This window comes from Cryocola sp. 340MFSha3.1, assembly GCF_000383315.1.
Classification (GTDB): Bacteria; Actinomycetota; Actinomycetes; order Actinomycetales; family Microbacteriaceae; genus Leifsonia.
Genome location: NZ_KB911088.1, coordinates 1,606,930 through 1,633,730, shown reverse-complemented (window position 1 = coordinate 1,633,730; position 26,801 = coordinate 1,606,930). Strand labels below are relative to the sequence as shown.

Sequence of the window (26,801 nt, the reverse complement as noted above, 5' to 3'; positions counted from 1 at the left end):
CAGTGAGACCGCTAACCGGCGATCTTCACCGCCACCCGTAGCGCGTGGCCAGAGCCCGGCGCACGGTGTCGAACCGTCGCGCGTCCAGCGCGGCCCCCTCACGGCGCATGCCGCCCTGCTGCACCCGGAACACCCGGTCGAGCCGGACGAAGCTGGGGCGGTGGCGTCCGTCCCACTCCCCCGATCCGATCGGCAGGTACTCCGGCCGGCCGGGATGCTCCTGACTGGTCAGCGCGACCGCGAGCACCGAACCGGACGGCTCGGTGGCGACCACGAGCACCGGGCGGTCCTTGCCGCGGCCGTCCGCCTCCTCGTACGGCACCCACGTCCACACGATCTCGCCGGGGTCTGCCTCGCCGTCGAGGCTGGGGTTGTACGACGTCCGGATGCGGCCCAGCCGAGACGGATCGACCTGGACGGTCTCAGCCGGCCGGCTCGGAGTCCGATCCGCTCGCGACGGACGGAACAGTGCGCCCAGGGCCGACAGGACGCTTCTCACGGATGCCACGATCGGCACCATAGCGGACCCGCGTGAGCCCGACGGTGAACCGCAGCGCGAGGGCGAGCAGCAGGGAGACCGTCGTCGCGTACAGCAGCACGGACATCCCGGCGATCCCCTGCGCGATGAAGAGGTCGAAGTTCCCGCTGTCGACCATCCCGCTCCCGATCGCGAACAGCCCGGGGAACAGGAGTCCCACCAGGCTCCCGACGATCGTTACGACGGACAGCGTCAGGGCCGGCCCGAAGCGGGCGCGGGCGGCCAGATCGACCATCGTGGCGCAGGCCAGAGCGGACAGCGCGCCGACGAGCATCGCCCAGCCGAGCGTGAGCACACCGGACGCGGCGGTGGCTCCGACCAGACCGGCGAGTGCCCCGCAGGCGGCGCTCGTCAGGGTCGGCCGGCGCAGCACCACCGCATCCACCAGCATCCACATCAGGACGCCCGTCGCCGAGGCGAGGAAGCCGCCGAACGCCATCAACGGCGCGTACGCGTCGAGGGCGCCCTCCGAGCCGACGATCAGCCCAAGCCAGCCCACCCACACCAGGGCCACGCCGATCGCGACCAGCGACGGCCGGCTGGCATGCGTCGGCAGGTGCTCGCCACGACCGCAGGCGAGCAGGATGCCGACAGCGCTCCCACCCGCAGCGAGCACCGCCAGGGATCCGCCGAAGTCGACGACTTTCAGCCCGGCGACCGCCCAGCCGTCGTCGAGGGCGAAGACGCCGTACGCCACCGGCACGATCACCACCGGGAACCAGAGCACCGTGAACACGATCCACGCCCGCAACGTCAGCCGCGAGGCGACCGCGACGCCGACGATCGCCGTGCAGAGAACCAGAAGGGCCATCAGGTATCCGGCGCGGGCGAGCGGATACGGTGACGCGTCGGCCGCGTCGGGCCCGGCCATCGACGCCAGCCCGACGTCCGGACGGCCGACCAGGTGTGGGATGAGCGGGTCGCCGACGATCATGCCGTACCCGCCCAGAACGGCGAGCAGCACGACGACGGCCGCGCCGACCAGCACGAACCGCAGCGCCCGGGCGGCCCGGGCGCGGCCGGCCATGCCGCCGGCGAAGAACGCCAGGCCGAACGCGGCCAGCAGCACCAGCGCGCCGCAGAAGAACAGCAGCAGCGCATCCACCTGGTCCGGCGTGGCGTGTGCCATGGGCTCCCTCGGTCGAAATGCCTGCACTCACCCTAGCGACGACAGAACGGGGCGCCGCCTTCCGGCGACGCCCCGTCCGTTGCGGTCGAGTGACGGTCCGATCAGACCGTCTCGAGCGAGTAGCCCTCCTCGCCGTGCACGACGGTGTCGACACCGGCGAGCTCGTCCTCGTTCTTGATCCGGAAGCCCATGGTCTTCTGGATGACCCAGCCGATGGCGTAGGCCAGGACGAAGGAGTAGATCAGCACCGCGAAGGCGCCGACGGCCTGGACGCCCAACTGGTAGAAGCTGCCGCCGTACAGCAGGCTCGAGAACTGCGAGGTCGCCTCGCCCTTGCTGTTGTACATGTGGGTGAAGCCGAAGAAGCCGATCCACAGGGTACCGATGAGACCACCGACGAGGTGGATGCCGACCACGTCGAGCGAGTCGTCGAAGCCGAGGCGGAACTTCAGGTCGATCGCCAGGGCGCAGACCGCACCGGCCACGAGGCCGAGGAGGATGGCGAAGCCCGGAGTCAGGATGTTACAGGCCGGGGTGATCGCGACCAGACCGGCGACGGCTCCGGATGCAGCACCGATGGAGGTCGGCTTGCCGTCCTTCAGCTTCTCGACGATCAGCCAGCCGATCGTGGCGGCGGCCGGGGCGGCGAGCGTGTTCACCCAGGCGATCGCAGCGACACCGTCGACCGCGGCCTCCGAGCCGGCGTTGAAGCCGAACCAGCCGAACCACAGCAGGGCGGCACCGAGGAGCGTGAGCGGCACGTTGTGCGGCTTGCTCATGCCCTTCTGGAATCCGACGCGCTTGCCGAGGACGAGCGCGAGAGCCAGACCCGCGGCACCGGCGTTGATGTGCACCGCGGTGCCACCGGCGAAGTCGTTCACGTGCAGGACGGCCGGCGCCCAGCCGTCAGCGAGGTTGAACACCCAGTACGCGACCGGGAAGTAGACGATGGTCACCCAGATGCCGGCGAACACCATCCACGAGCCGAACTTGGCGCGGTCGGCGATCGCGCCGGAGATCAGCGCGACGGTGATGATCGCGAAGGTGGCCTGGAAGCCGGCGAACGCGAGGCCGCCGAGGTCCGGGGTGATGCCGTCCTTGCCCATCAGGCTGGACAGGAACCAGTCGGGGGTTCCGAGGAAGTGAGGGATGGAAGCGGGGCCGAACGCGAGACCGTAGCCGTAGAGCACCCAGAGGACGCCGACCAGGGCCATCGCGCCGAAGCTCATCATCATCATGCTGATGACGCTCTTGGCCCGAACCATGCCGCCGTAGAAGAAGGCGACACCGGGGGTCATCAGCAGGACGAGGGCTGCGGCGACAAGGAGCCAGAGGGCGTTGACCGTCCCTGCCTCCGCGTAGTCCGCTGCTGTGTGGAGCACCATGCGAATTGTCTACCTCTCTGTGCATAGCCCCGCGGGGTGACGCGATCCCGATCCGGGTGGGGGGCGCTTTCGGGGTGGAGCCAGTCTCGACGGGAGAGGTTTCGTGAGAGGGATGCTCGTGTTTCGCGAGTGTTACGCATCCCGGCGGTGTGTAAACACTGTGTTTCGGGATGCTGCCGATGTGCTCGGCGGGTGCTGCGACCCTCCTAGGCGGCGAGCTTCTGGCGCACCTGCCGCTTGGCGCGGCCGAGGAGGGCCGACATCCCGCGCAACCGCAGCGGCGAGACCGCCTGCGTGAGGCCGAGCGTCTGCGGGAAGTCGTCCGGCACCGCGAGGACCTCGTCGGCGGTCAGACCGGCGAGGCCCTGCACGAGGATGGAGGCGAAGCCGCGGGTCGTCGGAGCCTCCGCCGGCGCGGTGGCGTAGAGGTGCACGATCCCGTCGCCGTCGACCTCCACGAAGATGTAGACCGGCGCCTGGCACTCCTCCACGCGCTCCAGGAGGTCCGGGTGGTCGCGGTAGCGCTCGGGCAGGTCGGGAAGCTCGTCGGAGAACTCCAGCAGCAGCTGCAGCCGGTCGTTCTGCTCCAGCGCCTGGAAGTCGTCGCGGATCTCGGCGAGGGTTCCCGTCAGTTCGGTCATCCCTTAAGGCTACGTCCGATTGCGACGCGCACGGTCAGCGGGTCGGCACCTCGCCGGGCTCGGAGCCGGTGACGATCGGGACGCGCACGGCCGAGCCCCACTCCGTCCACGAGCCGTCGTAGTTCTTCACGTTCTCGAACCCGAGCAGGTGGGTGAGCACGAACCAGGTGTGGCTGGAACGCTCGCCGATGCGGCAGTACGCGATCACGTCGTCCCCCGGCTTCAGCCCCGCGCCGTCGAGGTAGACCTCCTCGAGCTCCGCCCGCCGCTTGAAGGTGGCGTCGGGTGCGGCAGCGCGGGCCCACGGCACCGACTTCGCCGACGGGATGTGCCCGGCGCGCAGGGCGCCCTCGGTCGGGTACCCGGGGATCTCGGTGCGCTCCCCGCTGTACTCCTCGGGAGAGCGGACGTCGATCAGAGGCTGCCCGAAGTGGGCGAGCACGTCGTCCTTGAAGGCGCGCACGACGGTGTCGTCGCGCTCGACCACGGGGTACTCGACCGGGGTCGGCTGCGGCACCTCGCGGGTCAGCTCGCGGCCCTCGGCGATCCACTTGTCGCGGCCGCCGTCGAGCAGGCGGACGTCCTCGTGCCCGAACAGCGTGAACACCCACAGCGCGTAGGCGGCCCACCAGTTGTTCTTGTCGCCGTAGATGACGACGGTGGTGTCACGGGCGATGCCCTTCGAGCCGAGCAGCTCGGCGAAGCGCTCCGGGCTCACGTAGTCGCGGACCACCGGGTCGTTGAGGTCGGTGTGCCAGTCGATCTTGACCGACCCCGGGATGTGCCCGGTGTCGTACAGCAGCACGTCCTCATCCGACTCCACCACGACGAGTCCCGGTTCGCCGAGGTGCGCGGCGAGCCAGTCGGTGCTCACGAGGCGCTCGGGGTGCGCATAGCCGGCGAACTCGGGCGACGGGTCGGTCTCGATGGTCATGTCTGTGATGCCCTCCAGGGAATCGGTCGGTGGCGCAGGACTAGGCTGGGAAGCCTGCGACAGCTGGAATCTACGTCCAGCGTAAGCGGCTCGGAACAGCCGCGGTAAGACTTCGACACAAAGGTGCAGAACCCGTCATGACCCTCGAACAGACCGGCGCCCTCCCCCGTCTCGCCGACCGCTCGCCCGAGATCACGGGCGCGGAGATCGCCGAGAGCCTGGTGCCGCCGTCGCAGTTCGAGCACGCGACGTTCGACTCGTACCGTCCCGACCACGACTACCCCTCGCAGTCCGAGGCCGTCGCCACGCTGAAGCTGTTCGCCAAGACGTGGGAGCCGCAGCGACCGGCCGGCCTGTTCAGCCGCAGCCGCAAGAAGGTGGAGGCGATGAAGCCGGGCGTCTACCTCGACGGCGGCTTCGGCGTCGGCAAGACGCACCTCCTCGCGGCGCTCTGGCATGAGGCGCCCGGTCCGAAGTACTTCGGCACGTTCATCGAGTACACCGCCCTGGTCGGCGCGCTCGGCTACGCGGGCGCCGTCAACCTGCTGCGTGGGTCCACCCTGATCTGCATCGACGAGTTCGAACTCGACGACCCGGGCGACACGATGATGATGACGCGGATGCTCGGCGAGCTGGTCGCCTCCGGCACCCGCATCGCCGCCACGAGCAACACCCCGCCGAACGCGCTCGGCGAGGGCCGGTTCGCGGCGAGCGACTTCCTGCGCGAGATCCAGTCGCTCTCGTCGAACTTCCAGACCGTCCGCATCGACGGCCTCGACTACCGCCGCCGCGACACCACCGGCAGCGCCATCACAGTCGAGCCGGCGGAGTACGAGCGCGTCGTGACCGCGCTGGCCGGCCGCGGCGAGACCGTGACGAGCGACGGCTTCCAGGACCTCATCGCGCACCTCGCGACCGTCCACCCCTCGCGCTACATCAAGATCATCGACGGTGTGGATGTGATCGGCCTCCGGGATGTGGAGGTGCTGCACGACCAGATGGCCGCCCTGCGTCTGGTCGCGTTCATCGACCGCGTGTACGACGCCGAGATCCCGATCGTGCAGTCCGGCGTTCCACTTAGCGATGTCTTCGACGACGAGATGCTCGGCGGCGGCTACCGCAAGAAGTACCTGCGCTCGACCTCGCGCATGATCGCCCTCACCGCGGGCGAGCTACCGCCGCACGACTAGTCGGCGCTGGATGCGGTAGCAGCGGCAGGAGCCTCGGCGGGGATGTTCGCGCCCAGCCACTCGGCGATGGCGCCCGTCCACTTGGCCTCGTCGTAGTTCCACAGCTTGGTGTGGAGCGCGACGTCGAACGGCACGAGCGTGACGATGTCGCTCCGCGCCTCGGCGAGCGCGCGCGACCCGGTGGACGGCACGAACCCGTCGTCGTCGCTGTGCAGGATGAGCATCGGCAGGCTGAGCTCGGAGGCCCGGGCGACGAAGTCCATGCTGCGGAGGTCGATCGGCGCGCCCTGACCGGTGATCGGGCCGCTCCACTCCGACTCGATGAGGCGCATGGCGGCGCGGGTCATCATGTCCGGGAGGTGCAGGAGGTTGCCCTGGTAGCCGAGGGTGTCGATCCAGTCGATGACGGGAGACTCGAGCACGATACCGGCGACGTGCCGCGCCGACGGCGACCGGGTGATCGTCTGGAGCACCACGGCGCCGCCCATCGACCAGCCCATGAGGACGACGGAGCGCGCGCCCTGCGACACCGCGTAGTCGATCGCGGCCTCGATGTCGCGCCACTCCGTCCCGCCCAGCCCGTAGCGGCGGTCGGCGCTCTCTGGCGCATCCCCGTCGTTGCGGTAGGAGGCGAGCAGGCAGGTGAAGCCGGCGTCGTGGAACACCCGCACGGCCCGGAGGCCCTCCTGGCGGCTGGCGCCCCAGCCGTGCACCTGGATGACCCAGCGCTCGTCGCCTGCGTCCTCCGGGGCCGCGAACACCCACGCGGGCGCCTGGCCGAGCTCCGTGGAGATCTCGACGGACCTGACCGGCAGCCCGAGCTCGCCGGGCTGGAGATAGTAGTACCCGCTGATGCGCGAGCGTCCCACCCGAAGGTCGCCGAACTCCACGCGCTCCAGCTCGCGCGTCACCGAGCCGTCTGCGCGCTCGATCAGCCCGCCGAGCTTGGCGTAGCCGGTGTCGCCGCCCCACCAGAGGCCGAGGCGGCCGGGCATCGTCGCGTCCGGGGTCTCGCGCAGGGTGACCGTTCCGACACTCTCGTCGAACGAGCGGATGGTCTGGTTCTGCGGGCGGCGCCGCACCGGCGTGATCACGGTGCGCGCGACGCGGGCGGTCGCCCATCCGGCGATCAGGGCGGTGCCGACGACCAGCCCGCCCGCGACGAACGCCGCCGTTCCGAGTGCCTTGCCCCATGCCGAATCCGAGCCGCCTGCCGCCATAACGGCAGCGTACCGGCGGCGGCCCGCACGCGGACTCAGGAGTTCCCCAGGCGGCGTGCCTTACTGCCGCCGGACGCCAAAGGCTTCTAGTGTTCGAAGCGTGCCGACACCGACATCCCCACCGCAGCACCCGGCGGAGTTCGCCACGGCGCTGCAGTCCATCCGCACCGCAGTGTCGCGTCCGGAGCTCGTGATCGAGGAGATCCCCGCGCCAGCGCAGCTGGCGCCGTACTCCGTCGCGCTCGCGGCCGACGTCCGGCCCGCACGGCACGGAAGCGACTCGGACCTCGGCACCGGCCGTTTCATCCTGCTCTACGACCCGGACGAGCCGGAGGCGTGGGGCGGCCCGTTCCGCATCGTCTGCTTCGCGCAGGCGCCGCTCGAGACCGATATCGGCCTCGACCCGTTCCTCGCCGACGTCGCCTGGTCGTGGCTGGTGGATGCGCTGGATGCGCGCCACGCGCGCTACACGGCCGCGAGCGGAACGGCCACCAAGATCATCTCCACCGGTTTCGGCGAGCTGGCCGCCCAGGGCGACGGCTCGCAGATCGAGCTGCGCGCCTCGTGGAGCCCGCTCGAGGCGGATGTCTCCGCCCACGTCGAGGGATGGGGTGAGCTGCTGTGCATGCTCGCCGGCCTCCCCCCGACCGGCGAGGGGGTGAGCCTGCTCAGCGCCCGGGCGGCCACGCCCAGGAAGGCGCCGCGTGGCTGAGTACACGGTCATCGAGACCCGTGCCGATTACCTGGCGGCGGTCGAGCGCATCACCGCAGGAACCGGCCCGATCGCCGTCGACGCCGAGCGTGCCAGCGGCTTCCGGTATTCACAGAGGGCTTACCTCATCCAGGTCTTCCGGCGCGAGGCGGGCACGTTCCTCTTCGACCCGCCGGCCGTCGGACGCTTCGACGAGCTGAACGAGGCCATCCACGACGACGAGTGGGTGCTGCACGCGGCGACGCAGGACCTCACCTGCCTCCGCGAGGTGGGCCTCGACCCGTCGATCGTCTTCGACACGGAACTCGCCGCACGTCTGCTCGGGATGCCGCGCGTCGGGCTCGGGACGGTCGTGGAGGAGCTCCTCGGCATCCACCTGGCGAAGGAGCACAGCGCGGCTGACTGGTCGACGCGTCCGCTCCCCCAGCCGTGGCTCGACTACGCCGCCCTCGACGTCCAGCTGCTGCCCGACCTGCGTGACGCCATCGCGGCGCTCCTCGACGAGGCCGGCAAGACCGACATCGCGCACCAGGAGTTCGCCGACGAGCTGGTCCGCGACCTCGTGCCCGTCCGCAACGAGCCGTGGCGGCGCCTGTCGGGCATCCACTCGATCCGCGGCATCCGCAACCTCGCCGTCGCGCGCGAGCTGTGGCAGGCGCGGGATGCGCTCGCCCGTGAGATCGACACCGCGCCCGGCCGCCTGGTGCCGGACGCCTCGCTGACCGCCGCCGCCAAGGCGATGCCGGAGTCGAAGCGCGCCCTCGCGGCGATGCGGGAGTTCACCGGCCGCGCGAGCCGCACCGAGATCGACCGCTGGTGGGCGGCCATCGAAGCCGGGCGCACCACCGACGACCTCCCCGTGCCGCGCGGCAACGGCGACACCCTCCCGCCGCCGCGAGCGTGGTCCGACCGCAACCCGGACGCAGATGCACGGCTCAAGGCCGCGCGGGCGGCGCTGACGGCGGTCTCAGAGGAGCGCAGCATCCCCCTGGAGAATCTGCTCACCCCCGACACGCTGCGCCGCGTCGCCTGGGCTCCGCCCTCCGAGATCACCCCCGAGAGCGTCGGCGAAGCACTCGCGGCGCACGGTGCACGCCCGTGGCAGGTTGCCGCAACCTCACAGGTGATCGCCCAGGCATTTGTGGAAAGCAGCCAAAGCGCCGACGAGGGGTCCGAGCCCGCTTCGTAGGAAGGATCAAACGATTCTTTTCGTGCACAGCGGTGTACCTAGGATCGTTTCCGACCTTGATTTGGGAGGGCACTGTGGCCGATAGGAACGATGTCGTGTTCGTCGACGGAGTCCGTACTCCGTTCGGACGGGCCGGCGAAAAAGGGCAGTACTGGAACACCCGCGCGGACGACCTCGTCGTGAAGGCGATGATCGGACTCCTGGAGCGGAACCCCCAGGTGCCCAAGGACCGGATCGACGACGTGGCGATCGCCGCGACGACGCAGCAGGGCGACCAGGGCCTCACCCTCGGCCGCACCGCCGCCCTCCTCGCCGGACTGCCCAAGTCGGTCCCCGGATTCGCGATCGACCGGATGTGCGCCGGCGCCATGACCAGCGTCACCACCCTCGGGTCCGGCATCGCGTTCGGCGCGTACGACCTGGCGATCGCCGGCGGCGTCGAGCACATGGGCCGTCACCCGATGGGCTTCGGGGCCGACCCGAACCCGCGCTTCCTCTCCGAGAAGATGGTCGCGGAGGACGCGCTCAACATGGGCATGACCGCCGAGCGCATCCACGACCGGTTCCCGGCGCTCACCAAGGAGCGCTCCGACCGTTTCGCCATGCGCAGCCAGCACAAGGTGGCCGCCGCGTACGAGGCCGGCAAGATCCAGCCGGACCTCGTGCCGGTCGCCATCCGCTCCGAGTCCGGCTGGGGCCTCGCCACGCAGGACGAGGGGATGCGTCCCCAGACGAACATGGAGGGTCTCGCCACCCTCAAGACCCCGTTCCGGCCGCACGGCCGGGTCACCGCCGGCAACTCGTCGCCGTTGACCGACGGCGCCACCGCCTCCCTCCTCGCGTCCACCGACGCGGTGAAGGAGCTCGGGCTCACCCCGAAGATGCGCATGGTGAGCTTCGCCTTCGCGGGCGTCGAGCCGGAGATCATGGGCCTCGGCCCCGTCCCGTCGACCGAGAAGGCGCTGCGCAAGGCCGGCCTCAGCATCGACGACATCGGGCTGTTCGAGCTGAACGAGGCGTTCGCCATCCAGGTGCTGTCGTTCCTCGACCACTTCGGCATCGACGACGACGACCCGCGCGTCAACCAGTGGGGCGGCGCGATCGCGATCGGGCACCCGCTCGCCGCGAGCGGCGTCCGCCTGATGATCCAGCTGGCCCGCCAGTTCGAGGAGCACCCGGAGGTGCGCTACGGCGTCACCGCGATGTGCGTCGGCCTCGGCCAGGGCGGCACCGTGATCTGGGAGAACCCGAACTACGACAAGCGCGCCGCACGGAAGGGCTGACACGCACGTGACCGACTACAGCAAGATCGACTTCTCCCCCCTCGCCGACCTCACCGACGACGAAGTCGTCACCCACTCCTTCGTCCGGGATGTGCCGCTCCCCAGCGGCAAGACCCTCGCCCTGGTCACCCTCGACAACGGCCGCGACCACACCCGCCCCAACACCATGGGACCGGCGACGCTGCTGGAGCTCGGGAAGACCTTCGACGAGCTGACCGAGCGGGCGAAGCGCGGCGAGATCGACGCGGTCGCCGTCACCGGCAAGCCGTTCATCCTCGCCGCCGGGGCCGACCTCAGCCGGGTGGACGCCATCCCGAGCGTCGAGGTGGCGAAGCTGCTCCCGCAGCTGGGCCACTACGTCCTCGGCAAGCAGGCGACGTTCGGCGTCCCGTCGTTCGTTTTCACGAACGGCCTGGCGCTGGGCGGCGGTGTGGAGATCGGCCTCAACGCCGACTACCGCACCATCGACCGCAATGCGGCCGCGTTCGCCCTCCCCGAGGTGTTCCTCGGTCTCATCCCCGGCTGGGGCGGCGCGACGATCCTGCCGAACCTGATCGGCATCGAGAACGCCCTCAAGGTGGTCGTCGAGAACCCGTTGAAGCAGAACCGGATGCTGAAGCCGCAGGAAGTGTTCGACCTCGGCATCGCCGACGCGATCTTCGACTCGGCCAACTTCCTCGAGGACTCCCTCCGCTGGGCCGACAAGGTGCTCACCGGCGAGATCGTCGTCAAGCGTCCGAACGAGCCGGGCAAGATCGAGCGGATGGTCAAGTGGGATGCCGCCATCGGCATCGCACGGAAGATGCTCGAGTCGCGCATCGGGACCGTCCCGAAGTCCCCGTACAAGGCGCTCGACCTGCTCAAGGCCGCGAAGTCGAACGACCGCGAGGCCGGGTTCGCCCTCGAGGACGACGCGCTCGCGGAGCTCATCGCCGGCGACCAGTTCCAGGCGAGCATCTACGCGTTCAACCTGGTGCAGAAGCGCGCGAAGCGCCCGGCCGGCGCCCCGGACAAGAAGCTCGCCAAGAAGGTCACCAAGATCGGCGTCATCGGCGCCGGGTACATGGCCAGCCAGTTCGCGCTGCTCTTCGTCCGCCGCCTCCGGGTGCCCGTGGTCATCACCGACCTCGACCAGGCTCACGTCGACAAGGGCGTCGCCTACATCCACGACGAGATCGGCAAGCTGCAGGAGAAGGGCCGCATCTCCCCCGACGAGGCCAACCGCCTGCGCGCGCTGGTCACCGGCACCACCGACAAGGCCGACTTCGCCGACTGCGACTGGGTCATCGAGGCGGTGTTCGAGGAGCTCGGCGTGAAACAGGACGTCTTCGAGCAGGTGGAGCAGTTCATCTCCGACGAGGCGGTGCTCGCGACGAACACCTCGTCCCTGTCGGTGGAGCAGATCGGCGCGAAGCTGAAGCATCCCGAGCGCCTGGTGGGCTTCCACTTCTTCACCCCCGTCGCGGTCATGCCGCTGATCGAGGTCGTGAACACGCCGCTCACGGATGAGGCGACGCTGTCGACCGCGATGGTGACGGCCGCCGCGCTCAAGAAGAACGCGGTCATCACGGCCGACACCCCCGGCTTCGTCGTGAACCGCATCCTCGCGAAGATCCTCGGCGACGCGATGCACGCGGTCGACGACGGGACGCCGTTCGACGTCGTCGACGAGGCCATCGCGCCGCTCGGCCTGCCGATGGCGCCGTCCGCCCTGCTCGACCTGGTCGGGCTCAAGGTCGGCGCACACGTGCTCGACACCCACCACGCGGCGTTCCCCGACCGGTTCTACCGGTCAGAGAACCTCCACAAGCTGGCCGAGCACGGCACGCTGCTGGAGAAGGACGCCAAGGGCAAGGTGAAGGGTCTCGACAAGGGCGCGGCGAAGATCGTCTCCGGCGGTACGAACCCGTGGACGAAGGAGCAGATCCTCCGGACCCTCGAAGACGGCCTGGCCGACGAGATCCACCGCATGCTCGCCGACGACCACGTGGTCGAGGCGCCCGAGGACATCGACCTGTGCATGATCCTCGGCGCCGGCTTCCCGTTCCAGATGGGCGGCATCACGCCCTACCTGGATCGCGTCGGAGCCTCCGAGCGGGTGTTCGGGGACACGTTCCACCACCCGCCCGTCAAGGGCGTCGCCTAAGCACCGCCGAGTTGACACAACACGCCGTCCGCCAGATGTGGCGGACGGCGTGTTGCGTCAAGCAGCGTATTGCGTTGGGCAGCGTGCTGCGTCAGGCAGCGGGATGGGTCAGCGGTTGACCGTCGACATGTCCGGGTAGCGGTCGCCCACCGGGGCGGCCACCGCATCCAGGCGGGCGATTTGCTCGTCGCTCAGGTGCAGGTCGGCGGCGGCGACGTTCTGCTCCAGGTTCTCCACCTTCGTGGTGCCCGGGATCGGGGCGATGTCGTCGCCCTTCGCCAACAGCCACGCCAGGGCCACCTGGCCGGGCTTCGCGCCCAGCTCGCGCGCGACCTCGTCGACCTGCTCGACGATCCGGATGTTCGACTCCAGGTTGTCGCCCTCGAAGCGCGGGTTGAACCGGCGGAAGTCGTCGTCCGACAGCTGATCGAGCGACCGGATCGTGCCGGTGAGGAAGCCGCGGCCGAGCGGCGAGTACGGCACGAAGCCGATCCCGAGCTCGCGGACTGTCGGCAGCACCTCCGCCTCCGGGTCACGCGTCCACAGCGAGTACTCCGTCTGGATTGCGGTCACCGGGTGCACGGCGTTGGCGCGGCGGATCGTCGCGGGCGCCGCCTCCGACAGCCCGTAGTGGCGGATCTTGCCCTCCTCGATCAGCTCCTTCAACGCCCCGACGGTCTCCTCGATGGGCGTGTCCGGGTCCATCCGGTGCTGGTAGTACAGGTCGATGTGGTCGGTCTGCAGCCGGCGCAGGGAGCCTTCGACCGACAGCCGCACGTTCTCGGCCGAGCCGTCCATCCCGCGCTCGTCGTTCTGGCGGTGCTTGATGGTGCCGAACTTCGTGGCGATGACGACGCGGTCGCGGCGGCCGTCGGCGAACGCCTTCGCGAGCAGCTCTTCGTTCTTGTAGGGGCCGTACATCTCGGCGGTGTCGAAGAACGTCACCCCGAGGTCCATGGCGCGGTGGATGGTGCGGATCGAGCCGGCCTCGTCGGCACCGGCTCCGGTGTAGAACGCGGACATCCCCATGCAGCCGAGGCCCAGCTGCGAGACCTCCAGCTTCTCGGTTCCCAATGCGATCGTCTTCATGCGTCGTTCCCTTCCGTGACCTGGCCGACGCTCTGCCGGTACAGGTCGATCTTGTAGTCGATGGCCGCCAGGCTCGCCGTCATCTCCTCCAGTTGCCGCACGACGGCCATCCGGTGCAGGAGCAGCAGCTCCAGCCGTTCCGCCTGCGTGCCATCGCCGTCGCGGGCGAGCACCACGTACTGGCGCATCGTCGCGATCGGCATGGCCGTCGAGCGCAGCTTCGTGAGGAACGTCACCCAGGTGACGTCCGCCTCGGTGTAGCGCCGATGGGTGGAGGATGCGCGCCCGACCGGGGTCAGCATCAGCCCTTCACGCTCGTAGTAGCGCAGGGTGTGGGTGGTGAGCCCGGTCCGCTCGGCGACGTCGGAGATCGACATCGCCGTCCGTGTGTCGGTCATATCGCCACAGTAGAACTTCGAGCGCACTCCAAGTCAACCGGGCCCCACCCACCGCGAAGATTTGCGCCAAATCGTCGTTATGCAGAGGCCATTACCGAGATTTGGCGCAAATCGTGCGGGAGGAGGGGTCGCGAGCGGGGCGCGGGAGGGCAGCGTCAGGCGCGGCGCTTTTTGGCGGGCGCCTCGGCATCGGCGGCGGCCTCGTCGTCGGGCAACGGGCGCGCGATCGGGACGCGGCTGCCGAGCACCTGGGCGACCAGGTCTCGCGCGATCTTCTGCGGGGTGAGCCCGGCGTCCTCGAGGATCTGGTCGCGCGACGCGTGGTCGATGAAGGCGTCCGGGAGGCCCAACTCGTCGACGGCCGTGTCGATGCCCGCCTCGCGGAGGTCCTGCCGCACGCGTGTGCCGATGCCGCCGACACGGATGCCGTCCTCGATCGTGACGACGATCCGGTGCTCCGCCGCGAGGGCGAGGATGCTCTTCGGCACCGGGACGACCCACCGCGGGTCCACCACGGTCGCGCCGATCCCCTGCGCGGCCAGCCGGTCGGCGACTTTCAGCCCGAGGTCGGCCATGGGTCCGACGGTGACCAGCAGGACGTCCTTGCGGTCGCCCTCGCGCAGCACGTCGACCCCGTCGTCGAGCCGGCGGAGCGCCTCGATGTCGGGCTGCACGGAGCCCTTCGGGAAGCGCAGGACGGTCGGGGCGTCATCCACGGCCACGGCCTCCCCCAGCTCCTCCCGGAACCGCGTACCGTCGCGCGGAGCGGCCAGCCGGATGTTCGGGACGACCTGCAGGATCGCGAGGTCCCAGATCCCGTGGTGGCTCGGCCCGTCCGGACCGGTCACACCGGCGCGGTCGAGCACGAACGTGACGCCGGCCTTGTGGAGGCCCACATCCATCAGCACCTGGTCGAACGCGCGGTTCATGAACGTGGCGTAGATGGCGACGACGGGATGCAGCCCGCCGAACGCGAGGCCGGCGGCGCTGGTCGCCGCGTGCTGCTCCGCGATCCCGACGTCGTGGACACGCTCGGGGAACCGCTCGGCGAACTTGTGAAGGCCGGTGGGACGCAGCATCGCGGCCGTGATGCCGACGATCTTCGGGTCCTTCTCGGCCAGCCCGACGATCTCGTCGGCGAAGACGCCGGTCCAGGAGGGCTTGCTCGACCCCTCCATCGGCTCGCCGGTCTCGGGGTCGATCTGGCCGACCGAGTGGAACTGGTCGGCCGCGTCGCGCAGCGCCGGCTCGTACCCGCGACCCTTCTGCGTGATGGCGTGGACGATGACGGGGGCGCCGTAGTTCTTCGCCTGGCGCAGCGCCTCCTCCATCGCCTCGATGTCGTGGCCGTGGATGGGGCCGATGTACTTGATGTCGAGGTTCGAGTACAGCGCCTCGTTGTTGGAGAAGCGGCTCAGGAACCCGTGGAGTCCGCCCCGCACGCCGCGGTAGAACGAACGCCCGGGCGTGCCGAGCTTGTCGAACGCCTTGCGCGACGTGAGGTACAGGTTGCGGTAGCTCTTGCGGGTCCGCACCGTGTTGAGGAACCGCGCCATGCCGCCGATCGTCGGCGCGTAGGAGCGCCCGTTGTCGTTGACGACGATGATCAGCTTGCGGTTGTTGTCGTCCGAGATGTTGTTGAGGGCTTCCCACGTCATCCCGCCGGTGAGCGCGCCGTCGCCGACGACGGCCACGACGTGCCGGTCCTGCTGGCCGGTCAGTTCGAACGCCCGGGAGATGCCGTCCGCCCACGAGAGCGACGAGGAGGCGTGCGAGCTCTCGACGATGTCGTGCTCGGACTCGGACCGCTGCGGGTAGCCCGCCATCCCGCCGCGCTGCCGCAGCTGCGAGAAGTCCTGACGGCCGGTGAGCAGCTTGTGCACGTACGACTGGTGTCCGGTGTCGAACACGACGGCGTCGTGCGGGGAGTCGAAGACGCGGTGGATGGCGATGGTCGTCTCGACGACACCCAGGTTCGGTCCGAGGTGCCCGCCGGTCTTCGCCACGTTGGCCACCAGGAACGCGCGCACCTCGGCGGCGAGCTGGACGAGCTCCCGCTCGGTCAGCCTGTCGAGGTCGCGGGGACCGTGGATGGTCTCGAGGATTCCCATGGATTCGAGTCTAGGCGCGCCATCGTCAAGAGAGGCTCGGAAGCTGCCGTTCGACGGTCCCCTTGACAACATATGTTCCTTTCCCGCGGCACCGCGAACGCAGGCGTCCGGCCGCGATGTGCGAAACGGAGGAGAAGCCAGACCGACACGCCCGCAGACGCGGGAAACGGAGGTGGCGACGGCCGTTCTGGCCGCCGACACCTCCGTTTCCCGGCGGCGAGCTTAGACGAGGCTCCGCAGCACGTACTGCAGGATGCCGCCGTTGCGGTAGTAGTCCGCCTCACCGGGGGTGTCGATGCGGACGACCGCGTCGAACTCGACGGTCTGCTTGCCCGCGGGCGAGTTCTCGCTCGGCTCGGCGACCACGTGCACCGTCTTGGGCGTGGTGCCCTCGTTGAGCGCCTCGAGGCCGGTGATCGTGAACACCTCGGTGCCGTCGAGGCCCAGGGAGTCGGCGGACTCGCCGGCCGGGAACTGCAGCGGCACGACGCCCATGCCGATCAGGTTCGAGCGGTGGATGCGCTCGAAGCTCTCGGTGATCACCGCGCGGACGCCGAGGAGGCTGGTGCCCTTCGCCGCCCAGTCGCGCGACGAGCCGGAGCCGTACTCCTTGCCGCCGAGAATGACGAGCGGGGTGCCCTGCGCCTGATAGTTCTGCGACGCGTCGTAGATGAACGACTGCGGGGCGCCCTCCTGGGTGAAGTCGCGGGTGTAGCCGCCCTCGACGCCGTCCAGGAGCTGGTTGCGCAGGCGGATGTTCGCGAAGGTTCCGCGGATCATCACCTCGTGGTTGCCGCGGCGCGAGCCGTAGGAGTTGAAGTCCTTGCGGTCGATGCCGTGCTCGGTGAGGTACTGGCCGGCCGGGCTGTCCGCCTTGATGGAGCCGGCGGGCGAGATGTGGTCGGTGGTGACCGAGTCGCCCAGCTTGGCGAGCACGCGGGCGCCGACGATGTCGGTGACCGGGGTCGTGTCCAGAGTCATGCCCTCGAAGTACGGGGGCTTCCGCACGTAGGTCGACTTCTCGTCCCACTCGAAGACCGAGCCGGTCGGGGTCGGCAGCGACTTCCAGCGCTCGTCGCCCTCGAAGACGGACGCGTACTGGTGGACGAACATCCCCTCGTTGATCGACGAGTCGATGGTCTGCTGCACCTCGGCCGCGTCGGGCCAGATGTCCTTGAGGAAGACGTCGTTGCCCTCGGTGTCGGTGCCCAGCGGGTCGACCTCGAAGTCGAAGTTCATCGAGCCGGCGAGGGCGTACGCGATGACCAGCGGCGGGCTCGCCAGGTAGTTCATCTTGACGTCGGGGTTGATCCGGCCCTCGAAGTTGCGGTTGCCCGAGAGCACGGCGGTGACGGCGAGGTCGTTGTCGTTGACGGCCTGCGAGATCTCCTCGGGCAGCGGGCCCGAGTTTCCGATGCAGGTGGTGCAGCCGTAGCCGACCGTGTAGAAGCCGAGGGCCTCGAGGTCGTGCGTGAGGCCGGCCTTCTCGTAGTAGTCGGTGACGACCTTGGAGCCCGGCGCGAGGGTCGTCTTGACCCACGGCTTCGCCTTGAGGCCCTTCTTCGCCGCGTTGCGGGCGAGGAGGCCCGCGGCGAGCATGACCGACGGGTTGGAGGTGTTGGTGCACGACGTGATCGCCGCGATGGCGACGGCGCCGTGGTCGAGGACGAAGTCCTCGCCGTTCTCCGACAGACGCACGGGGACCGGGTTGGATGCGGCCTTCGGTGCGTGGCTGTGGTGGCTGTGCTGGTGGGTGCTGCGCGCATCCTCCGGCTGGAGCTCCCCCGGGTCGGACGCCGGGAAGGACTCGGAGATGGTCAGGTCGACCAGGTCGTGGGAGACGTCGGCGTAGTCGACGAGGTCCTTCTCGAACTGGTCCTTCGCGTGGCTCAGCTCGATGCGGTCCTGCGGGCGCTTCGGACCGGCGATCGACGGGACGACCGTCGACAGGTCGAGCTCGAGGTACTCGCTGAAGACGGGCTCCACCGAGGGGTCGTGCCACAGGCTCTGCGCCTTGGAGTACTCCTCGACCAGCTGGACCTGCTCGTCGCTGCGGCCGGTGAGGCGCAGGTAGTCGAGGGTGACGTCGTCGATCGGGAACATCGCGGCGGTCGAGCCGAACTCGGGGCTCATGTTGCCGATGGTGGCGCGGTTCGCGAGCGGGACCTCGGCGACGCCCGCGCCGTAGAACTCGACGAACTTGCCGACGACGCCGTGCTTGCGCAGCATCTGCGTGATGGTCAGCACGACGTCGGTCGCGGTGACACCGGTCGGGATGGCGCCGGTCAGCTTGAAGCCGACGACCTTGGGGATGAGCATGGAGACCGGCTGGCCGAGCATGGCCGCCTCCGCCTCGATGCCGCCGACGCCCCAGCCGAGCACGCCGAGGCCGTTGACCATCGTGGTGTGCGAGTCGGTGCCGACGCAGGTGTCCGGGTAGGCGAGCAGCTCGCCGTTCACCTCGCGGGTCATGGTGACACGCGCCAGGTACTCGATGTTGACCTGGTGGACGATGCCGGTGCCCGGCGGGACGACCTTGAAGTCGTCGAAGGCGGTCTGGCCCCAGCGGAGGAACTGGTACCGCTCGCCGTTGCGCTCGTACTCGAGGTCGGTGTTCCGCTCCAGCGCGTTCTCCGTGCCGAACAGGTCGGCGATGACGGAGTGGTCGATGACCATCTCGGCCGGGGCGAGCGGGTTGATCTTCTTCGGGTCGCCGCCGAGGGCGGAGACCGCCTCGCGCATGGTGGCGAGGTCGACGATGCAGGGGACGCCGGTGAAGTCCTGCATGATGACACGGGCCGGCGTGTACTGGATCTCGGTGTCCGGCTCGGCGGCCGGATCCCAGCCACCCAGAGCGCGGATGTGGTCGGCGGTGATGTTCGCGCCGTCCTCCGTGCGGAGCAGGTTCTCGAGCAGGATCTTGAGGCTGAACGGGAGCCGCTCGTACCCCTCGACCGTGTCGATACCGAAGATCGTGTAGTCCTTGGACCCGACCGTCAGTGTCCGCTTCGCACCGAAGCTGCCGTGTCCTGCGTTCTCGGTTGCAGTCACAATGCCCTCTCCTTCATCGGCAGGCGATGTCCACGCACGCCTCGTCCATCTTCCTCGTCCGTCGAAGCGCCTTTCCAGCAAGGTAACCCTAAATCGCCGAACCGGAAAGTATCTTGACGTCGAGATAAATCTAGCACGCTCAGAGCCGGTCGAAGACCAGCGAGCGGCGCTTCGCGAAGCGGTAGAAGAGCTCGACGCCTGCGGCCCCCACCGCGCCGACCGCGATGCCCCACGCCAGCGCCCCGTCCGCCTGCAGATGCATCTCGAAGAAGGATGCGGTGAACGGGATGAGGCACACCAGCGCGAACGCGGCGGCGACCGCGGCGAGGAGCAGCCACCGCATCCCGGTCAGCGGCCGCGTGAGCACGCACAGGATCCACAGCGACACGCAGAACAGGGCGACGGTGGTCACACTGCGGGCCTCGTGCAGCGGGATGCTGCCGTAGAGCGGCGCGTAGGCGACGATCGCCGTCACTCCGGCGATGAGGCCGGTCGGCACGGAGTACTTCAGCACCCGGCCGAGCACGCCGGGCGTGTAGATGCGCTTGTTGGGAGCGAGCGCGAGGAAGAAGGAGGGGATGCCGATGGCGAGCGTCGAGACGAGCGTCAGCTGCCGCGGGAGGAACGGGAACGGCCACAGCACGACGGCGCTGACGAGGGCGAGCAGGATGCCGTAGGTCGTCTTCGCGAGGAAGATGTTGGAGACGCGCTCCACATTGGCGATCACGCGCCGTCCGGAGGCGAGCACATCGGGCAGCCGGTCGAAGCGGTCGTCGAGCAGCACGACCCGCGACACGGCCTTCGTCGCGGCCGTGCCGGTGCCCATCGCGATGCCGAGGTCGGCATCCTTCACCGCCATCGCGTCGTTCACGCCGTCGCCGGTCATCGCGACCGTCCTGCCGCGCTCCTTGAGCAGCCGGACCGCCGTGCGCTTCTGGTCGGGGCTGACGCGGCCGAGCACGCTCGCGGTGTCCAGCGCCTCGGCGAGCGCTTCGTCGGTCGTCAACGTGGACGCATCCACGGCCTCGCCCTCCAGCTGGAGCTCGCGCGCGATGGCCGCGACGGTGACCGGATTGTCGCCCGACATCACCACGACGCGCACCGCCTGCTCGCGGAAGTAGCCGAGGGTGTCGCGCGCCTCCGGCCGCAGGGTCTCGGCGAGGAGCACGAGCAGCGCGGGCTCCACCCGCGTCCCGGTCAACGGCCGGTGGACGTCCGCGGGCAGCGGATCGACCGCCCGCGCCAGCGCAAGCGTCCGCAGCCCGGTGGCCGCCAGCTCCGTCGCGCGGGCCAGCGCCTCCGGGTGCTCCTCCAGTACACGCTCGGGAGCGCCGAGCACCCACGCGCTCTCGGCGCCGTCGACCGTGATCGCCACCGCACTGTACTTCGTGGCCGAGCTGAACGGGATGCGCCGGGTCACCCGGAACCGGTCGCTGCGGAACCGCGATCCGAGCAGGCCGGACGTCGCGTTGCCCGCCTCATCCGATCCGAACGCGGCGAGCGCCGTCTCGGCCAGCTCCACGACGGCCGCGTCGCCGATGGCCTCCGTGCCGTGCAGGGAGAGTTCGCCGGTGGTCAGGGTGCCGGTCTTGTCGAGGCACAGCACATCCACGCGGGCGAGCACCTCGACGGCGGCGAGCTCCTGGACGAGCACCTTCTTGGTGGCGAGCTGGATGGCGGCGACTCCGAACGCGAGGCTCGTCAGCAGTACGAGCCCCTCCGGGATCATGCCGACGACCGCGGCGACGGCGTCGAGCAGCGCGCGCCGCCAGCGGTCGTCGACGAAGATCTCCGAGAACCCGCCGTAGGTGAGCACGCGCCCGATCACCGTCACGATGATGAGCGGGCCGAGGATCCATGACAGGTACACCAGGATGCGGTTGGTCGCCTCGCGCAGCTCCGACCGCACCAGCGAGTGCTTGCGGATCTCGCTGGTCAGCCGGCTGGCGTACGAGTCGGCCCCGACCGCCGTGACGAGCGCGAGTCCGGTGCCGGTGACGACGTGCGAGCCGGAGAGGAGCGGCGCCTCCGCATCCTTGAACACGGGGTCCGACTCCCCCGTCAGCATCGATTCGTCCAGCGACAGCCCCGTGCTCTCGACCACCACGGCGTCGGCGGGGATCTGATCGCCGGGGCGCAGCACGAGCAGGTCGTCGATCACGACGTCCTCCAGGGCGACGGTGGCGACCACTCCGTCGCGGCGCACGCGGCTGTGCGGTGCGGCCAGCAGCGCCGCACGGTCGAGCACGCGCTTGGCGCGGTACTCCTGCACGATGCCGATCAGCGCGTTGACGACGACGATGCCGAAGAAGAACCCGTCGCGCAGGTCGCCGAGCAGCACGACGGCGATGAAGCAGGCGGTGAGGATGCCGTTGAACAGCGTGAAGATGTTCTCGCGCAGGATGTCGCCCAGCGACCGCGAGCTCGGCTGCGTCTGCGTGTTCGCGCGACCCGCCGCGACCCGCTCCGCCACCTGGGCGGCCGTCAGCCCGGTCTGCGTCCCCGCGTCCAGCATCCGTCCCCCTCCGTCGCCCGCGAGCCTGCGACCGCCCCTAGCGGCCCGAGGCCGTGCGGCGCGGCGCGGCCGCCTTCTGCGGGAACTGCGCCTTGACCACGAACCACGTCACGAGCAGCAGCGGCGCGTACAGCGGAACGCCCATGAGGAGCTTGGTGAGGGCGAGCGCGCTGGTCGCTTCATCCGTGTGCGCCAGATAGAGAGGTACCTGCACGACGAGCCGCGCGACGAAGAGCAGCAGCCACAGGAAGGTGAGCGCCTGCATCACGCGGAACTTCCGCTTGTCGCTGCGCCAGGCGACACCGTCGCCCATCAGATAGCCGGCGGCGAGCCCGATGATGGGCCAGCGGACCAGCATCGAGATGAGGATGCCGGCGGCGTAGGCGGCGTTCAACCACATCCCGAACAGGAAGTTGTCTTCGCCCCGCCCCGTGATAAGCGCGAGGATCGCCGAGATGCCCACACCGATCAGGCCGGCCAACGCCTGCGTGAGCGGTGTCTTGCCGATCACGCGCAGCGCGGTGAAGACGACCGCGACGGCGACCGAGCAGCCGATCGACAGCGGGACGTTCTGCGTGAAGGTGAAGAGGATGAGGAAGACGAGCCCGGGAAGGATCGTCTCGCACAGCCCGCGGATGCCGCCGAGCGCGCCGAGGAGCGCCGCGCCCGTGGAGGCGTCGGTCTCCGCCAGCTGCCCCAGGCCCGAGCGGCGGGCGGCCGCGGCGATGCTGTCGCCCAGGGCGGGAGTCGGCGCGTCTGTGCCTGTCCGGTCTGTGCCTGTCGTGTCCTCCGCCGTGGCGGCCGGGTCGGCCGGCGTGCTCTTCCGGTCGGGCCGGTCCTGATCGGTCATGCGTGCGCCTTAGAGAGAGGAGTAGTCGTTCTCGTTGCCGGTCGTCGGCGCGGCCGGCATCCGCAGCGGGATGAGGTCGCGCGGCGGCATCGGCACCGAGCCGCGGACCACGACGATGCTGCGGAACAGGTCTTCGACGAGCGCGGCCGCCTCCGGCTGCACCGCCGCGTCGCCCGCGATCACGCCGCGGAGGAACCAGCGCGGGCCGTCGACGCCGACGAAGCGCGCGACGCGCGTCTCCACCGGACCGCCGTCGGGCGCCGCAACGGGGATCTCGGCCACGAGCTCCGGACCGAACGCGCCGTCGCGCTCGGAGACCCGGCCGCCCTGGCGCTGGATCTGGTCGGTGATCTGCTCGCGGATCTCGTGCCACAGTCCGGTCGACCGCGGCGCCGCGAACGGCTGCACCTGCAGGGTGGAGCCGGCGTAGTCCAGACCGACCGCGACGACGCGCTGGGTCTCCTCCTCGACCTCGAGGCGCAGGTGCAGACCCTCGCGCGGGAGGATCTTCACCCCGCCGAGGTCGACGTACGGGCGCACCGGGTTGGCCTCGCTCTCGTCGAGCGGCCCCTCGGTCTCGCGGTCCGGCGGGGCCGACTTCTCGAACTCCGCCTCCAGGCCGTCGTCCTGCTGCTCGAGCTCTGCGCCCTCCTCGGCTCCACGAGGGGTGTCGCTGATGTCGCTCACGCGTGTTCTCCTGACTCGGTCACGGTGTACCCGGACGAGCCGAAGCCCGCGGTGCCGCGGTGGCTGTCCGGGAGGGAGTCGACGGGGATGAACCGGGCCCGCGTGACCGGCATGACGATCAGCTGGGCGATCCGGTCGCCGACGGCGATATCGTACGGCATCGACCTGTCGGTGTTGAGAAGGGTCACCCGGATCTCGCCGCGGTATCCCGCATCCACCGTCCCCGGCGCGTTCACGATCGTGAGGCCGTGCCGCATGGCCAGGCCGCTGCGCGGGACGACGAACGCGGCATAGCCGTCGGGGAGGGCGATGGAGACGCCGGTCGGCATCGTGAAGCGCTCCCCCGGCCCCAGCGTCACCGCCTCCGCGGCGCACAGGTCGGCGCCGGCGTCGCCCGGGTGCGCGTACGCGGGCAGGGCGGAGGCGATGATCGGGACGTCGACGGTATCGGTCACGTGTCAGAGGCTAGTGCAGAAGTCTGATCGAATAGAGGTCATGGACCTGTACCGAGAGCGACTCTGGGCGACCCCCTGGCTGTTCATCTCCACCCTGCTCGTCATCCCCGCGGTCATGCTCGTCTTCGCGCCGATCAACTTCGCCGTCGGTGTCGTCCTCGCCATCGCGATCTACGTCGCCTTCGCGATCTTCCTGGTCGCGACGGCGCCCGTCATCCGGGTGACGAAGGAGGAGCTGGTCGCCGGCCACGCGCGCATCCCGCTCGACCTGGTCGGCGAGCCGACGGCCTTCCGCGGCGACGACGCGACCCTGGAGCGCGGCCGCCGTCTCGACGCGCGGGCGTGGCTGCTCATCCGCGGCTGGATCAAGCCGGTCGTGAAGGTCCCGGTCGTGGATCAGGACGACCCGGCGCCCTACTGGCTCCTCTCAACAAGAAACCCGGACCAGCTGGTCCGGGTTCTCGATGAGGCTCGCCTCAGTTCCTAGTTCGTTCGACGTCAGGCGGCGCACTCCACGCAGATCGGTCCGAGCTTCGTCTCGTGATCGATCTGGGAGCGGTGCTTCACCAGGAAGCAGTTCACGCACGTGAACTCGTCCGCCTGAGGAGGCAGCACCACGACGTCGAGGTCGAGGTCGGAGAGGTCGGCACCGGGGAGCTCGTATCCACCGGGGTTGTCAGCATCTTCGACGTCGACGACCCCCGACATCTTGTCCGGGACACGCTCCTTGAGGGCCTCGATCGACTCGGAGTCGTCCTCGGTCTTCCGCGGTGCGTCGTAATCCGTTGCCATGCCCATCCACTTCTCGTCGTAACGGCCGATTCTCGCAATCGGCGGCCATAGTTTGCATCAATCGCCCCTGAATAGCAAAACCAAACAGGAGCCTCTCAGCATTGCTCGGTGTGCAACTTCCGGCACGCCCGCTGTATTCCCCGGAATGCCTTCTGCTCCGTGGCATCCTGGGGCCGTACGAACGAGCTCGGAAGGCAATCCACATGCAGGATTTGAAGGTCATCGGGGTCGAGAACGGCGCGCTGGTCGCCGTCGGCGACGACGGTGAGCGTTTCCGCATCGCCGTGGACGAGGCGTTGCAGTCGAAAGTGCGCCAGGTGCGGCAGGAGACGCCCGCCGACGCGCCCAAACTCTCACCGCGCGAAGTGCAGGCCCACATCCGTTCCGGCATGTCCGCCGAGGACGTCGCCGCGGTCACCGGAGCCCCGCTGGAGTACGTGCAGCGCTTCGAGGGACCGATCATCGCCGAGCGCGAGCACATCGTCGCCAGCGCCCTCAGCGTCCCCGTGCACACCTCCGACGCCGTCGACCCGCTCGGCGAAGCCGAGACGTTCGGCTCGGTCATCCGCGACCGCCTCGCATCGCTCGGTGTCGCGGGCGAGCGCTGGGCGAGCTGGAAGGACAGCGAGACCGGCTGGATCGTGAAGCTGGAGTTCACGGCCGACACGATCGACCACGACGCCCGCTGGTCGTACGACGCGCGCAAGCACGCACTCGCACCGCTCAACTCGGAGGCGACCACGCTGTCGCAGGCCGGAGAGCTGCGCGGCGGCTCACTCATCCCCCGGCTGCGTGCCGTGCTCCCGCACGAGGGCGAGCCGGACAGCTCCCGCTTCGACAGCGGAGCCTTCACGTTCCCCGCACCGGCCGCCGATCTGATGGGTCCGGAGATCACCGCGCCCATCGAGCCGCTGCCGCAAGGCCGAACGCCCGGCGCCAACAACTCGATCACCGTCTCGGCTATCAAGCGCGCCGACGACGGTGCCCCGCGCGACCTGCACCAGACCGCCGACCTGCTGGAGGCCCTGCGCCGCCGCCGCGGTGAGAGGGAGGCCGCCGGCTACGAGGACCGCCCGACGCCGACCGATGCGGCACCGTTGGATGTCGTGCCGACGGCGTCGACCGAGGCCCCGGTCGCCCCGACGCCCGCCGCGACGCCGTTCCGTCTCATCGACGAGCGTCCGCCCGCGGCCGAGCAGCCGCCGCTCCCCCTCGACGTTCCGGCGCCGCCGAGCGGTCCGTCGAACGCCGGCCCGTCGAACGACTCGGGCCCGCAGCCGTCGCGCAAGAAGGGTCGAGCGGCCATGCCGAGCTGGGACGAGATCGTCTTCGGCGCCCGAACGGACGACGACCTCGCCTAGCCTGCCGCTCCGAACCGCAGCAGCGGAACCCGCGTCTCCTCCGGCGTGAGCGAGCCGTGCTGGCCGACCATGTTGCGGCCGGTCCGCTGCGGGTCGCGGCCGTCGTAGTACGCGATGCGCTTGCGCGCGGCGACCAGCACATCCCCGATCCGCGGTACGACCTCGGGGTCGACCCGCTCACCGAACCAGCCGGCGTCGACCGCCTCGGCGCGCGTCGCCACCCACGACCGGTCGCCTTCGGCGTCGCGCCAGCGCTCGGCGACGGCCACCGGTGAGGCGCCGTCCTCGACATAGAGGTGCAGCAGCCGCGGCTCGCCGGCGATGTCCGCCACGTCCTGCAGCAGCTCGGGCGCGGTGTCGTACAGGATGTGGCCGCTTTCCGGCACATCCACCGCGCCGTGGTCGGCGGTCAGCAGCGCGCCGCGCCCCGGGCCGAGGCGACGGGCGAAGTCGGCGACCAGCGCATCCAGGGTCTCCAGGGCGGCCGTCCACTCCGACGACTCCCAGCCGCGGGCGTGCGCCAGCTGGTCGAGCTCGGCGACATAGAGATAGGTGAGGCCCGGCCCCGCGGTCGCCAGCACGTCGGCCGCCGCGGCGAACCGGTCGGCCATCGACTGGACGCCGACGAACTCCGCTCCGCGCAGCACGGCCGCGGTGAAGCCGGTGCCGGCGAACTTCGGGAGCGCGATCGCGCGCGGCGTGACGCCCCGCTCCGCAGCCTGCTCGAAAACCGTGCGCGACCGCTGCCAGGTCTGCGGATCCATCCGCTCGTCCCAGCCGGTCAACTGGTTCGTCAGACGGCCGGCGCCGTCACGCACGCGGTAGCCGACCAGGCCGTGCTCGCCGGGCGTCGTCCCGGTCGTCAGGGTGGCGAGCGCTGCGGCCGTCGTCGTCGGGAACCCGGCGTCGATCGTGGTCGTCTTCCCGAGCAGCGGGGCGAGCGTCCTCGCGTGCCCGGCGCGGGCACGGAGGGCCGCTGCGCCGAGCCCATCGACCACGATGACGACGACGTGCTCCATCCGCGGCAGGCCGAGGTCGTTCGTCTCTCCCGAGAGCGCGGCGAGCGAACTCGGCAGAACTGTGGCGAGGCTCGCTCTCGTCGTGAACGCGGCCGGTAGCATGGGG

23 protein-coding genes are annotated in these 26,801 nt (G+C 69.9%); 7 read left to right on the top strand and 16 right to left on the bottom strand.

The features are described from left to right. Positions 1-25 precede the first annotated feature (25 nt). The 5 genes from H284_RS0118855 to H284_RS0118835 all read right to left on the bottom strand — a co-directional run bounded on the left by H284_RS0118855 (position 26) and on the right by H284_RS0118835 (position 4,627). On the bottom strand, positions 26-499 hold the full coding sequence (locus H284_RS0118855; protein ID WP_020077435.1) for a type II toxin-antitoxin system PemK/MazF family toxin: 474 nt from the start codon (positions 497-499) through the stop codon (positions 26-28). Further along, entirely contained in the window at positions 423-1,667 is a 1,245-nt protein-coding gene (locus H284_RS0118850) for an ammonium transporter (RefSeq protein WP_020077434.1), read from the bottom strand. The genes H284_RS0118855 and H284_RS0118850 overlap by 77 nt, the downstream gene beginning before the upstream one ends. Positions 1,668-1,768: 101 nt before the next feature. Further along, positions 1,769-3,052, bottom strand: a complete 1,284-nt coding sequence (locus H284_RS0118845; protein ID WP_020077433.1) for an ammonium transporter — start codon at positions 3,050-3,052, stop codon at positions 1,769-1,771. A gap of 206 nt (positions 3,053-3,258) precedes the next feature. Beyond that, entirely contained in the window at positions 3,259-3,693 is a 435-nt protein-coding gene (locus H284_RS0118840) for a SufE family protein (RefSeq protein WP_018191273.1), read from the bottom strand. Between the two features lie 34 nt (positions 3,694-3,727). Continuing rightward, positions 3,728-4,627, bottom strand: coding sequence for a sulfurtransferase (locus H284_RS0118835; RefSeq protein WP_020077432.1), 900 nt, complete (start codon positions 4,625-4,627; stop codon positions 3,728-3,730). Positions 4,628-4,764: 137 nt separating this feature from the next. On the opposite strand from H284_RS0118835, the gene zapE reads away from it, so the two are divergent. Next, complete coding sequence (zapE, locus tag H284_RS0118830; protein ID WP_018191275.1) at positions 4,765-5,817, top strand: cell division protein ZapE; 1,053 nt, start codon at positions 4,765-4,767, stop codon at positions 5,815-5,817. Here the strand turns inward: zapE and H284_RS0118825 are convergent. Then, the gene (locus tag H284_RS0118825) at positions 5,814-7,037 is read right to left on the bottom strand and encodes an alpha/beta hydrolase family protein (protein WP_020077431.1); all 1,224 of its coding nucleotides are present in this window, start codon (positions 7,035-7,037) and stop codon (positions 5,814-5,816) included. The genes zapE and H284_RS0118825 overlap by 4 nt on opposite strands. Positions 7,038-7,137: 100 nt before the next feature. Here H284_RS0118825 and H284_RS0118820 point away from each other — a divergent pair, with 100 nt between their 5' ends. From H284_RS0118820 to H284_RS0118805, 4 genes are all read left to right on the top strand, one after another. Then, complete coding sequence (locus H284_RS0118820; RefSeq protein WP_020077430.1) at positions 7,138-7,749, top strand: DUF3000 domain-containing protein; 612 nt, start codon at positions 7,138-7,140, stop codon at positions 7,747-7,749. Continuing rightward, positions 7,742-8,938: an HRDC domain-containing protein gene (locus H284_RS0118815; RefSeq protein ID WP_020077429.1), complete on the top strand. Its 1,197-nt coding sequence runs from the start codon at positions 7,742-7,744 to the stop codon at positions 8,936-8,938. The genes H284_RS0118820 and H284_RS0118815 overlap by 8 nt, the downstream gene beginning before the upstream one ends. A 74-nt stretch (positions 8,939-9,012) precedes the next feature. After that, entirely contained in the window at positions 9,013-10,221 is a 1,209-nt protein-coding gene (locus H284_RS0118810) for a thiolase family protein (RefSeq protein WP_026307199.1), read from the top strand. 7 nt (positions 10,222-10,228) lie between these two features. Then, on the top strand, positions 10,229-12,367 hold the full coding sequence (locus H284_RS0118805) for a 3-hydroxyacyl-CoA dehydrogenase NAD-binding domain-containing protein (protein ID WP_020077428.1): 2,139 nt from the start codon (positions 10,229-10,231) through the stop codon (positions 12,365-12,367). A gap of 108 nt (positions 12,368-12,475) precedes the next feature. Here H284_RS0118805 and H284_RS0118800 read toward each other — a convergent pair whose 3' ends face one another. From H284_RS0118800 to dut, 8 genes are all read right to left on the bottom strand, one after another. Further along, positions 12,476-13,456 (bottom strand): aldo/keto reductase, encoded by a 981-nt coding sequence (locus H284_RS0118800; RefSeq protein ID WP_018191281.1) that lies wholly within the window; start codon positions 13,454-13,456, stop codon positions 12,476-12,478. Further along, positions 13,453-13,854 (bottom strand): MerR family transcriptional regulator, encoded by a 402-nt coding sequence (locus tag H284_RS0118795; RefSeq protein ID WP_018191282.1) that lies wholly within the window; start codon positions 13,852-13,854, stop codon positions 13,453-13,455. Before H284_RS0118795 ends, H284_RS0118800 begins: the two co-directional genes overlap by 4 nt. Before the next feature lie 155 nt (positions 13,855-14,009). Further along, complete coding sequence (dxs, locus tag H284_RS0118790) at positions 14,010-15,965, bottom strand: 1-deoxy-D-xylulose-5-phosphate synthase (RefSeq protein WP_020077427.1); 1,956 nt, start codon at positions 15,963-15,965, stop codon at positions 14,010-14,012. 222 nt (positions 15,966-16,187) lie between these two features. Continuing rightward, positions 16,188-19,016: an aconitate hydratase AcnA gene (gene acnA / locus H284_RS0118785; RefSeq protein ID WP_020077426.1), complete on the bottom strand. Its 2,829-nt coding sequence runs from the start codon at positions 19,014-19,016 to the stop codon at positions 16,188-16,190. 139 nt (positions 19,017-19,155) lie between these two features. Beyond that, positions 19,156-21,531, bottom strand: a complete 2,376-nt coding sequence (locus H284_RS0118780) for a cation-translocating P-type ATPase (RefSeq protein WP_020077425.1) — start codon at positions 21,529-21,531, stop codon at positions 19,156-19,158. Positions 21,532-21,568: 37 nt separating this feature from the next. Beyond that, positions 21,569-22,381 carry a DUF3159 domain-containing protein gene (locus H284_RS0118775; protein WP_020077424.1) on the bottom strand — a complete coding sequence of 271 codons (813 nt, stop codon included), beginning with the start codon at positions 22,379-22,381 and terminating at the stop codon, positions 21,569-21,571. 9 nt (positions 22,382-22,390) lie between these two features. After that, entirely contained in the window at positions 22,391-22,999 is a 609-nt protein-coding gene (locus H284_RS0118770) for a DUF3710 domain-containing protein (RefSeq protein ID WP_026307200.1), read from the bottom strand. Positions 23,000-23,064: 65 nt separating this feature from the next. Beyond that, entirely contained in the window at positions 23,065-23,523 is a 459-nt protein-coding gene (gene dut, locus H284_RS0118765) for a dUTP diphosphatase (protein ID WP_018191288.1), read from the bottom strand. A gap of 40 nt (positions 23,524-23,563) precedes the next feature. Between dut and H284_RS0118760 the strand changes: the two genes are divergently transcribed. Beyond that, entirely contained in the window at positions 23,564-24,010 is a 447-nt protein-coding gene (locus H284_RS0118760) for a DUF3093 domain-containing protein (RefSeq protein ID WP_020077423.1), read from the top strand. A gap of 11 nt (positions 24,011-24,021) precedes the next feature. On the opposite strand, the gene H284_RS0118755 is transcribed toward H284_RS0118760, so the two are convergent. Continuing rightward, positions 24,022-24,315, bottom strand: a complete 294-nt coding sequence (locus tag H284_RS0118755) for a DUF4193 domain-containing protein (RefSeq protein ID WP_026307201.1) — start codon at positions 24,313-24,315, stop codon at positions 24,022-24,024. 203 nt (positions 24,316-24,518) lie between these two features. On the opposite strand from H284_RS0118755, the gene sepH reads away from it, so the two are divergent. After that, positions 24,519-25,676 carry a septation protein SepH gene (gene sepH, locus H284_RS0118750; protein WP_020077422.1) on the top strand — a complete coding sequence of 386 codons (1,158 nt, stop codon included), beginning with the start codon at positions 24,519-24,521 and terminating at the stop codon, positions 25,674-25,676. On the opposite strand, the gene H284_RS0118745 is transcribed toward sepH, so the two are convergent. Then, on the bottom strand, positions 25,673-26,797 hold the full coding sequence (locus H284_RS0118745) for an alkaline phosphatase family protein (RefSeq protein ID WP_020077421.1): 1,125 nt from the start codon (positions 26,795-26,797) through the stop codon (positions 25,673-25,675). The genes sepH and H284_RS0118745 overlap by 4 nt on opposite strands. Positions 26,798-26,801 lie beyond the last annotated feature (4 nt).

Excerpts from the sequence above, each read along its gene's own strand:
- H284_RS0118825 (WP_020077431.1), bottom strand. The coding sequence starts at position 7,037 with ATGGCGGCAGGCGGCTCGGATTCGGCATGGGGCAAGGCACTCGGAACG.
- H284_RS0118760 (WP_020077423.1), top strand. The coding sequence starts at position 23,564 with ATGGACCTGTACCGAGAGCGACTCTGGGCGACCCCCTGGCTGTTCATC.
- H284_RS0118780 (WP_020077425.1), bottom strand. The coding sequence starts at position 21,531 with ATGCTGGACGCGGGGACGCAGACCGGGCTGACGGCCGCCCAGGTGGCG.
- zapE (WP_018191275.1), top strand. The coding sequence starts at position 4,765 with ATGACCCTCGAACAGACCGGCGCCCTCCCCCGTCTCGCCGACCGCTCG.
- dxs (WP_020077427.1), bottom strand. The coding sequence starts at position 15,965 with ATGGGAATCCTCGAGACCATCCACGGTCCCCGCGACCTCGACAGGCTG.
- sepH (WP_020077422.1), top strand. The coding sequence starts at position 24,519 with ATGCAGGATTTGAAGGTCATCGGGGTCGAGAACGGCGCGCTGGTCGCC.
- H284_RS0118795 (WP_018191282.1), bottom strand. The coding sequence starts at position 13,854 with ATGACCGACACACGGACGGCGATGTCGATCTCCGACGTCGCCGAGCGG.
- H284_RS0118775 (WP_020077424.1), bottom strand. The coding sequence starts at position 22,381 with ATGACCGATCAGGACCGGCCCGACCGGAAGAGCACGCCGGCCGACCCG.
- H284_RS0118840 (WP_018191273.1), bottom strand. The coding sequence starts at position 3,693 with ATGACCGAACTGACGGGAACCCTCGCCGAGATCCGCGACGACTTCCAG.
- H284_RS0118835 (WP_020077432.1), bottom strand. The coding sequence starts at position 4,627 with ATGACCATCGAGACCGACCCGTCGCCCGAGTTCGCCGGCTATGCGCAC.
- H284_RS0118845 (WP_020077433.1), bottom strand. The coding sequence starts at position 3,052 with ATGGTGCTCCACACAGCAGCGGACTACGCGGAGGCAGGGACGGTCAAC.
- H284_RS0118800 (WP_018191281.1), bottom strand. The coding sequence starts at position 13,456 with ATGAAGACGATCGCATTGGGAACCGAGAAGCTGGAGGTCTCGCAGCTG.
- H284_RS0118850 (WP_020077434.1), bottom strand. The coding sequence starts at position 1,667 with ATGGCACACGCCACGCCGGACCAGGTGGATGCGCTGCTGCTGTTCTTC.
- H284_RS0118755 (WP_026307201.1), bottom strand. The coding sequence starts at position 24,315 with ATGGCAACGGATTACGACGCACCGCGGAAGACCGAGGACGACTCCGAG.
- H284_RS0118745 (WP_020077421.1), bottom strand. The coding sequence starts at position 26,797 with ATGCTACCGGCCGCGTTCACGACGAGAGCGAGCCTCGCCACAGTTCTG.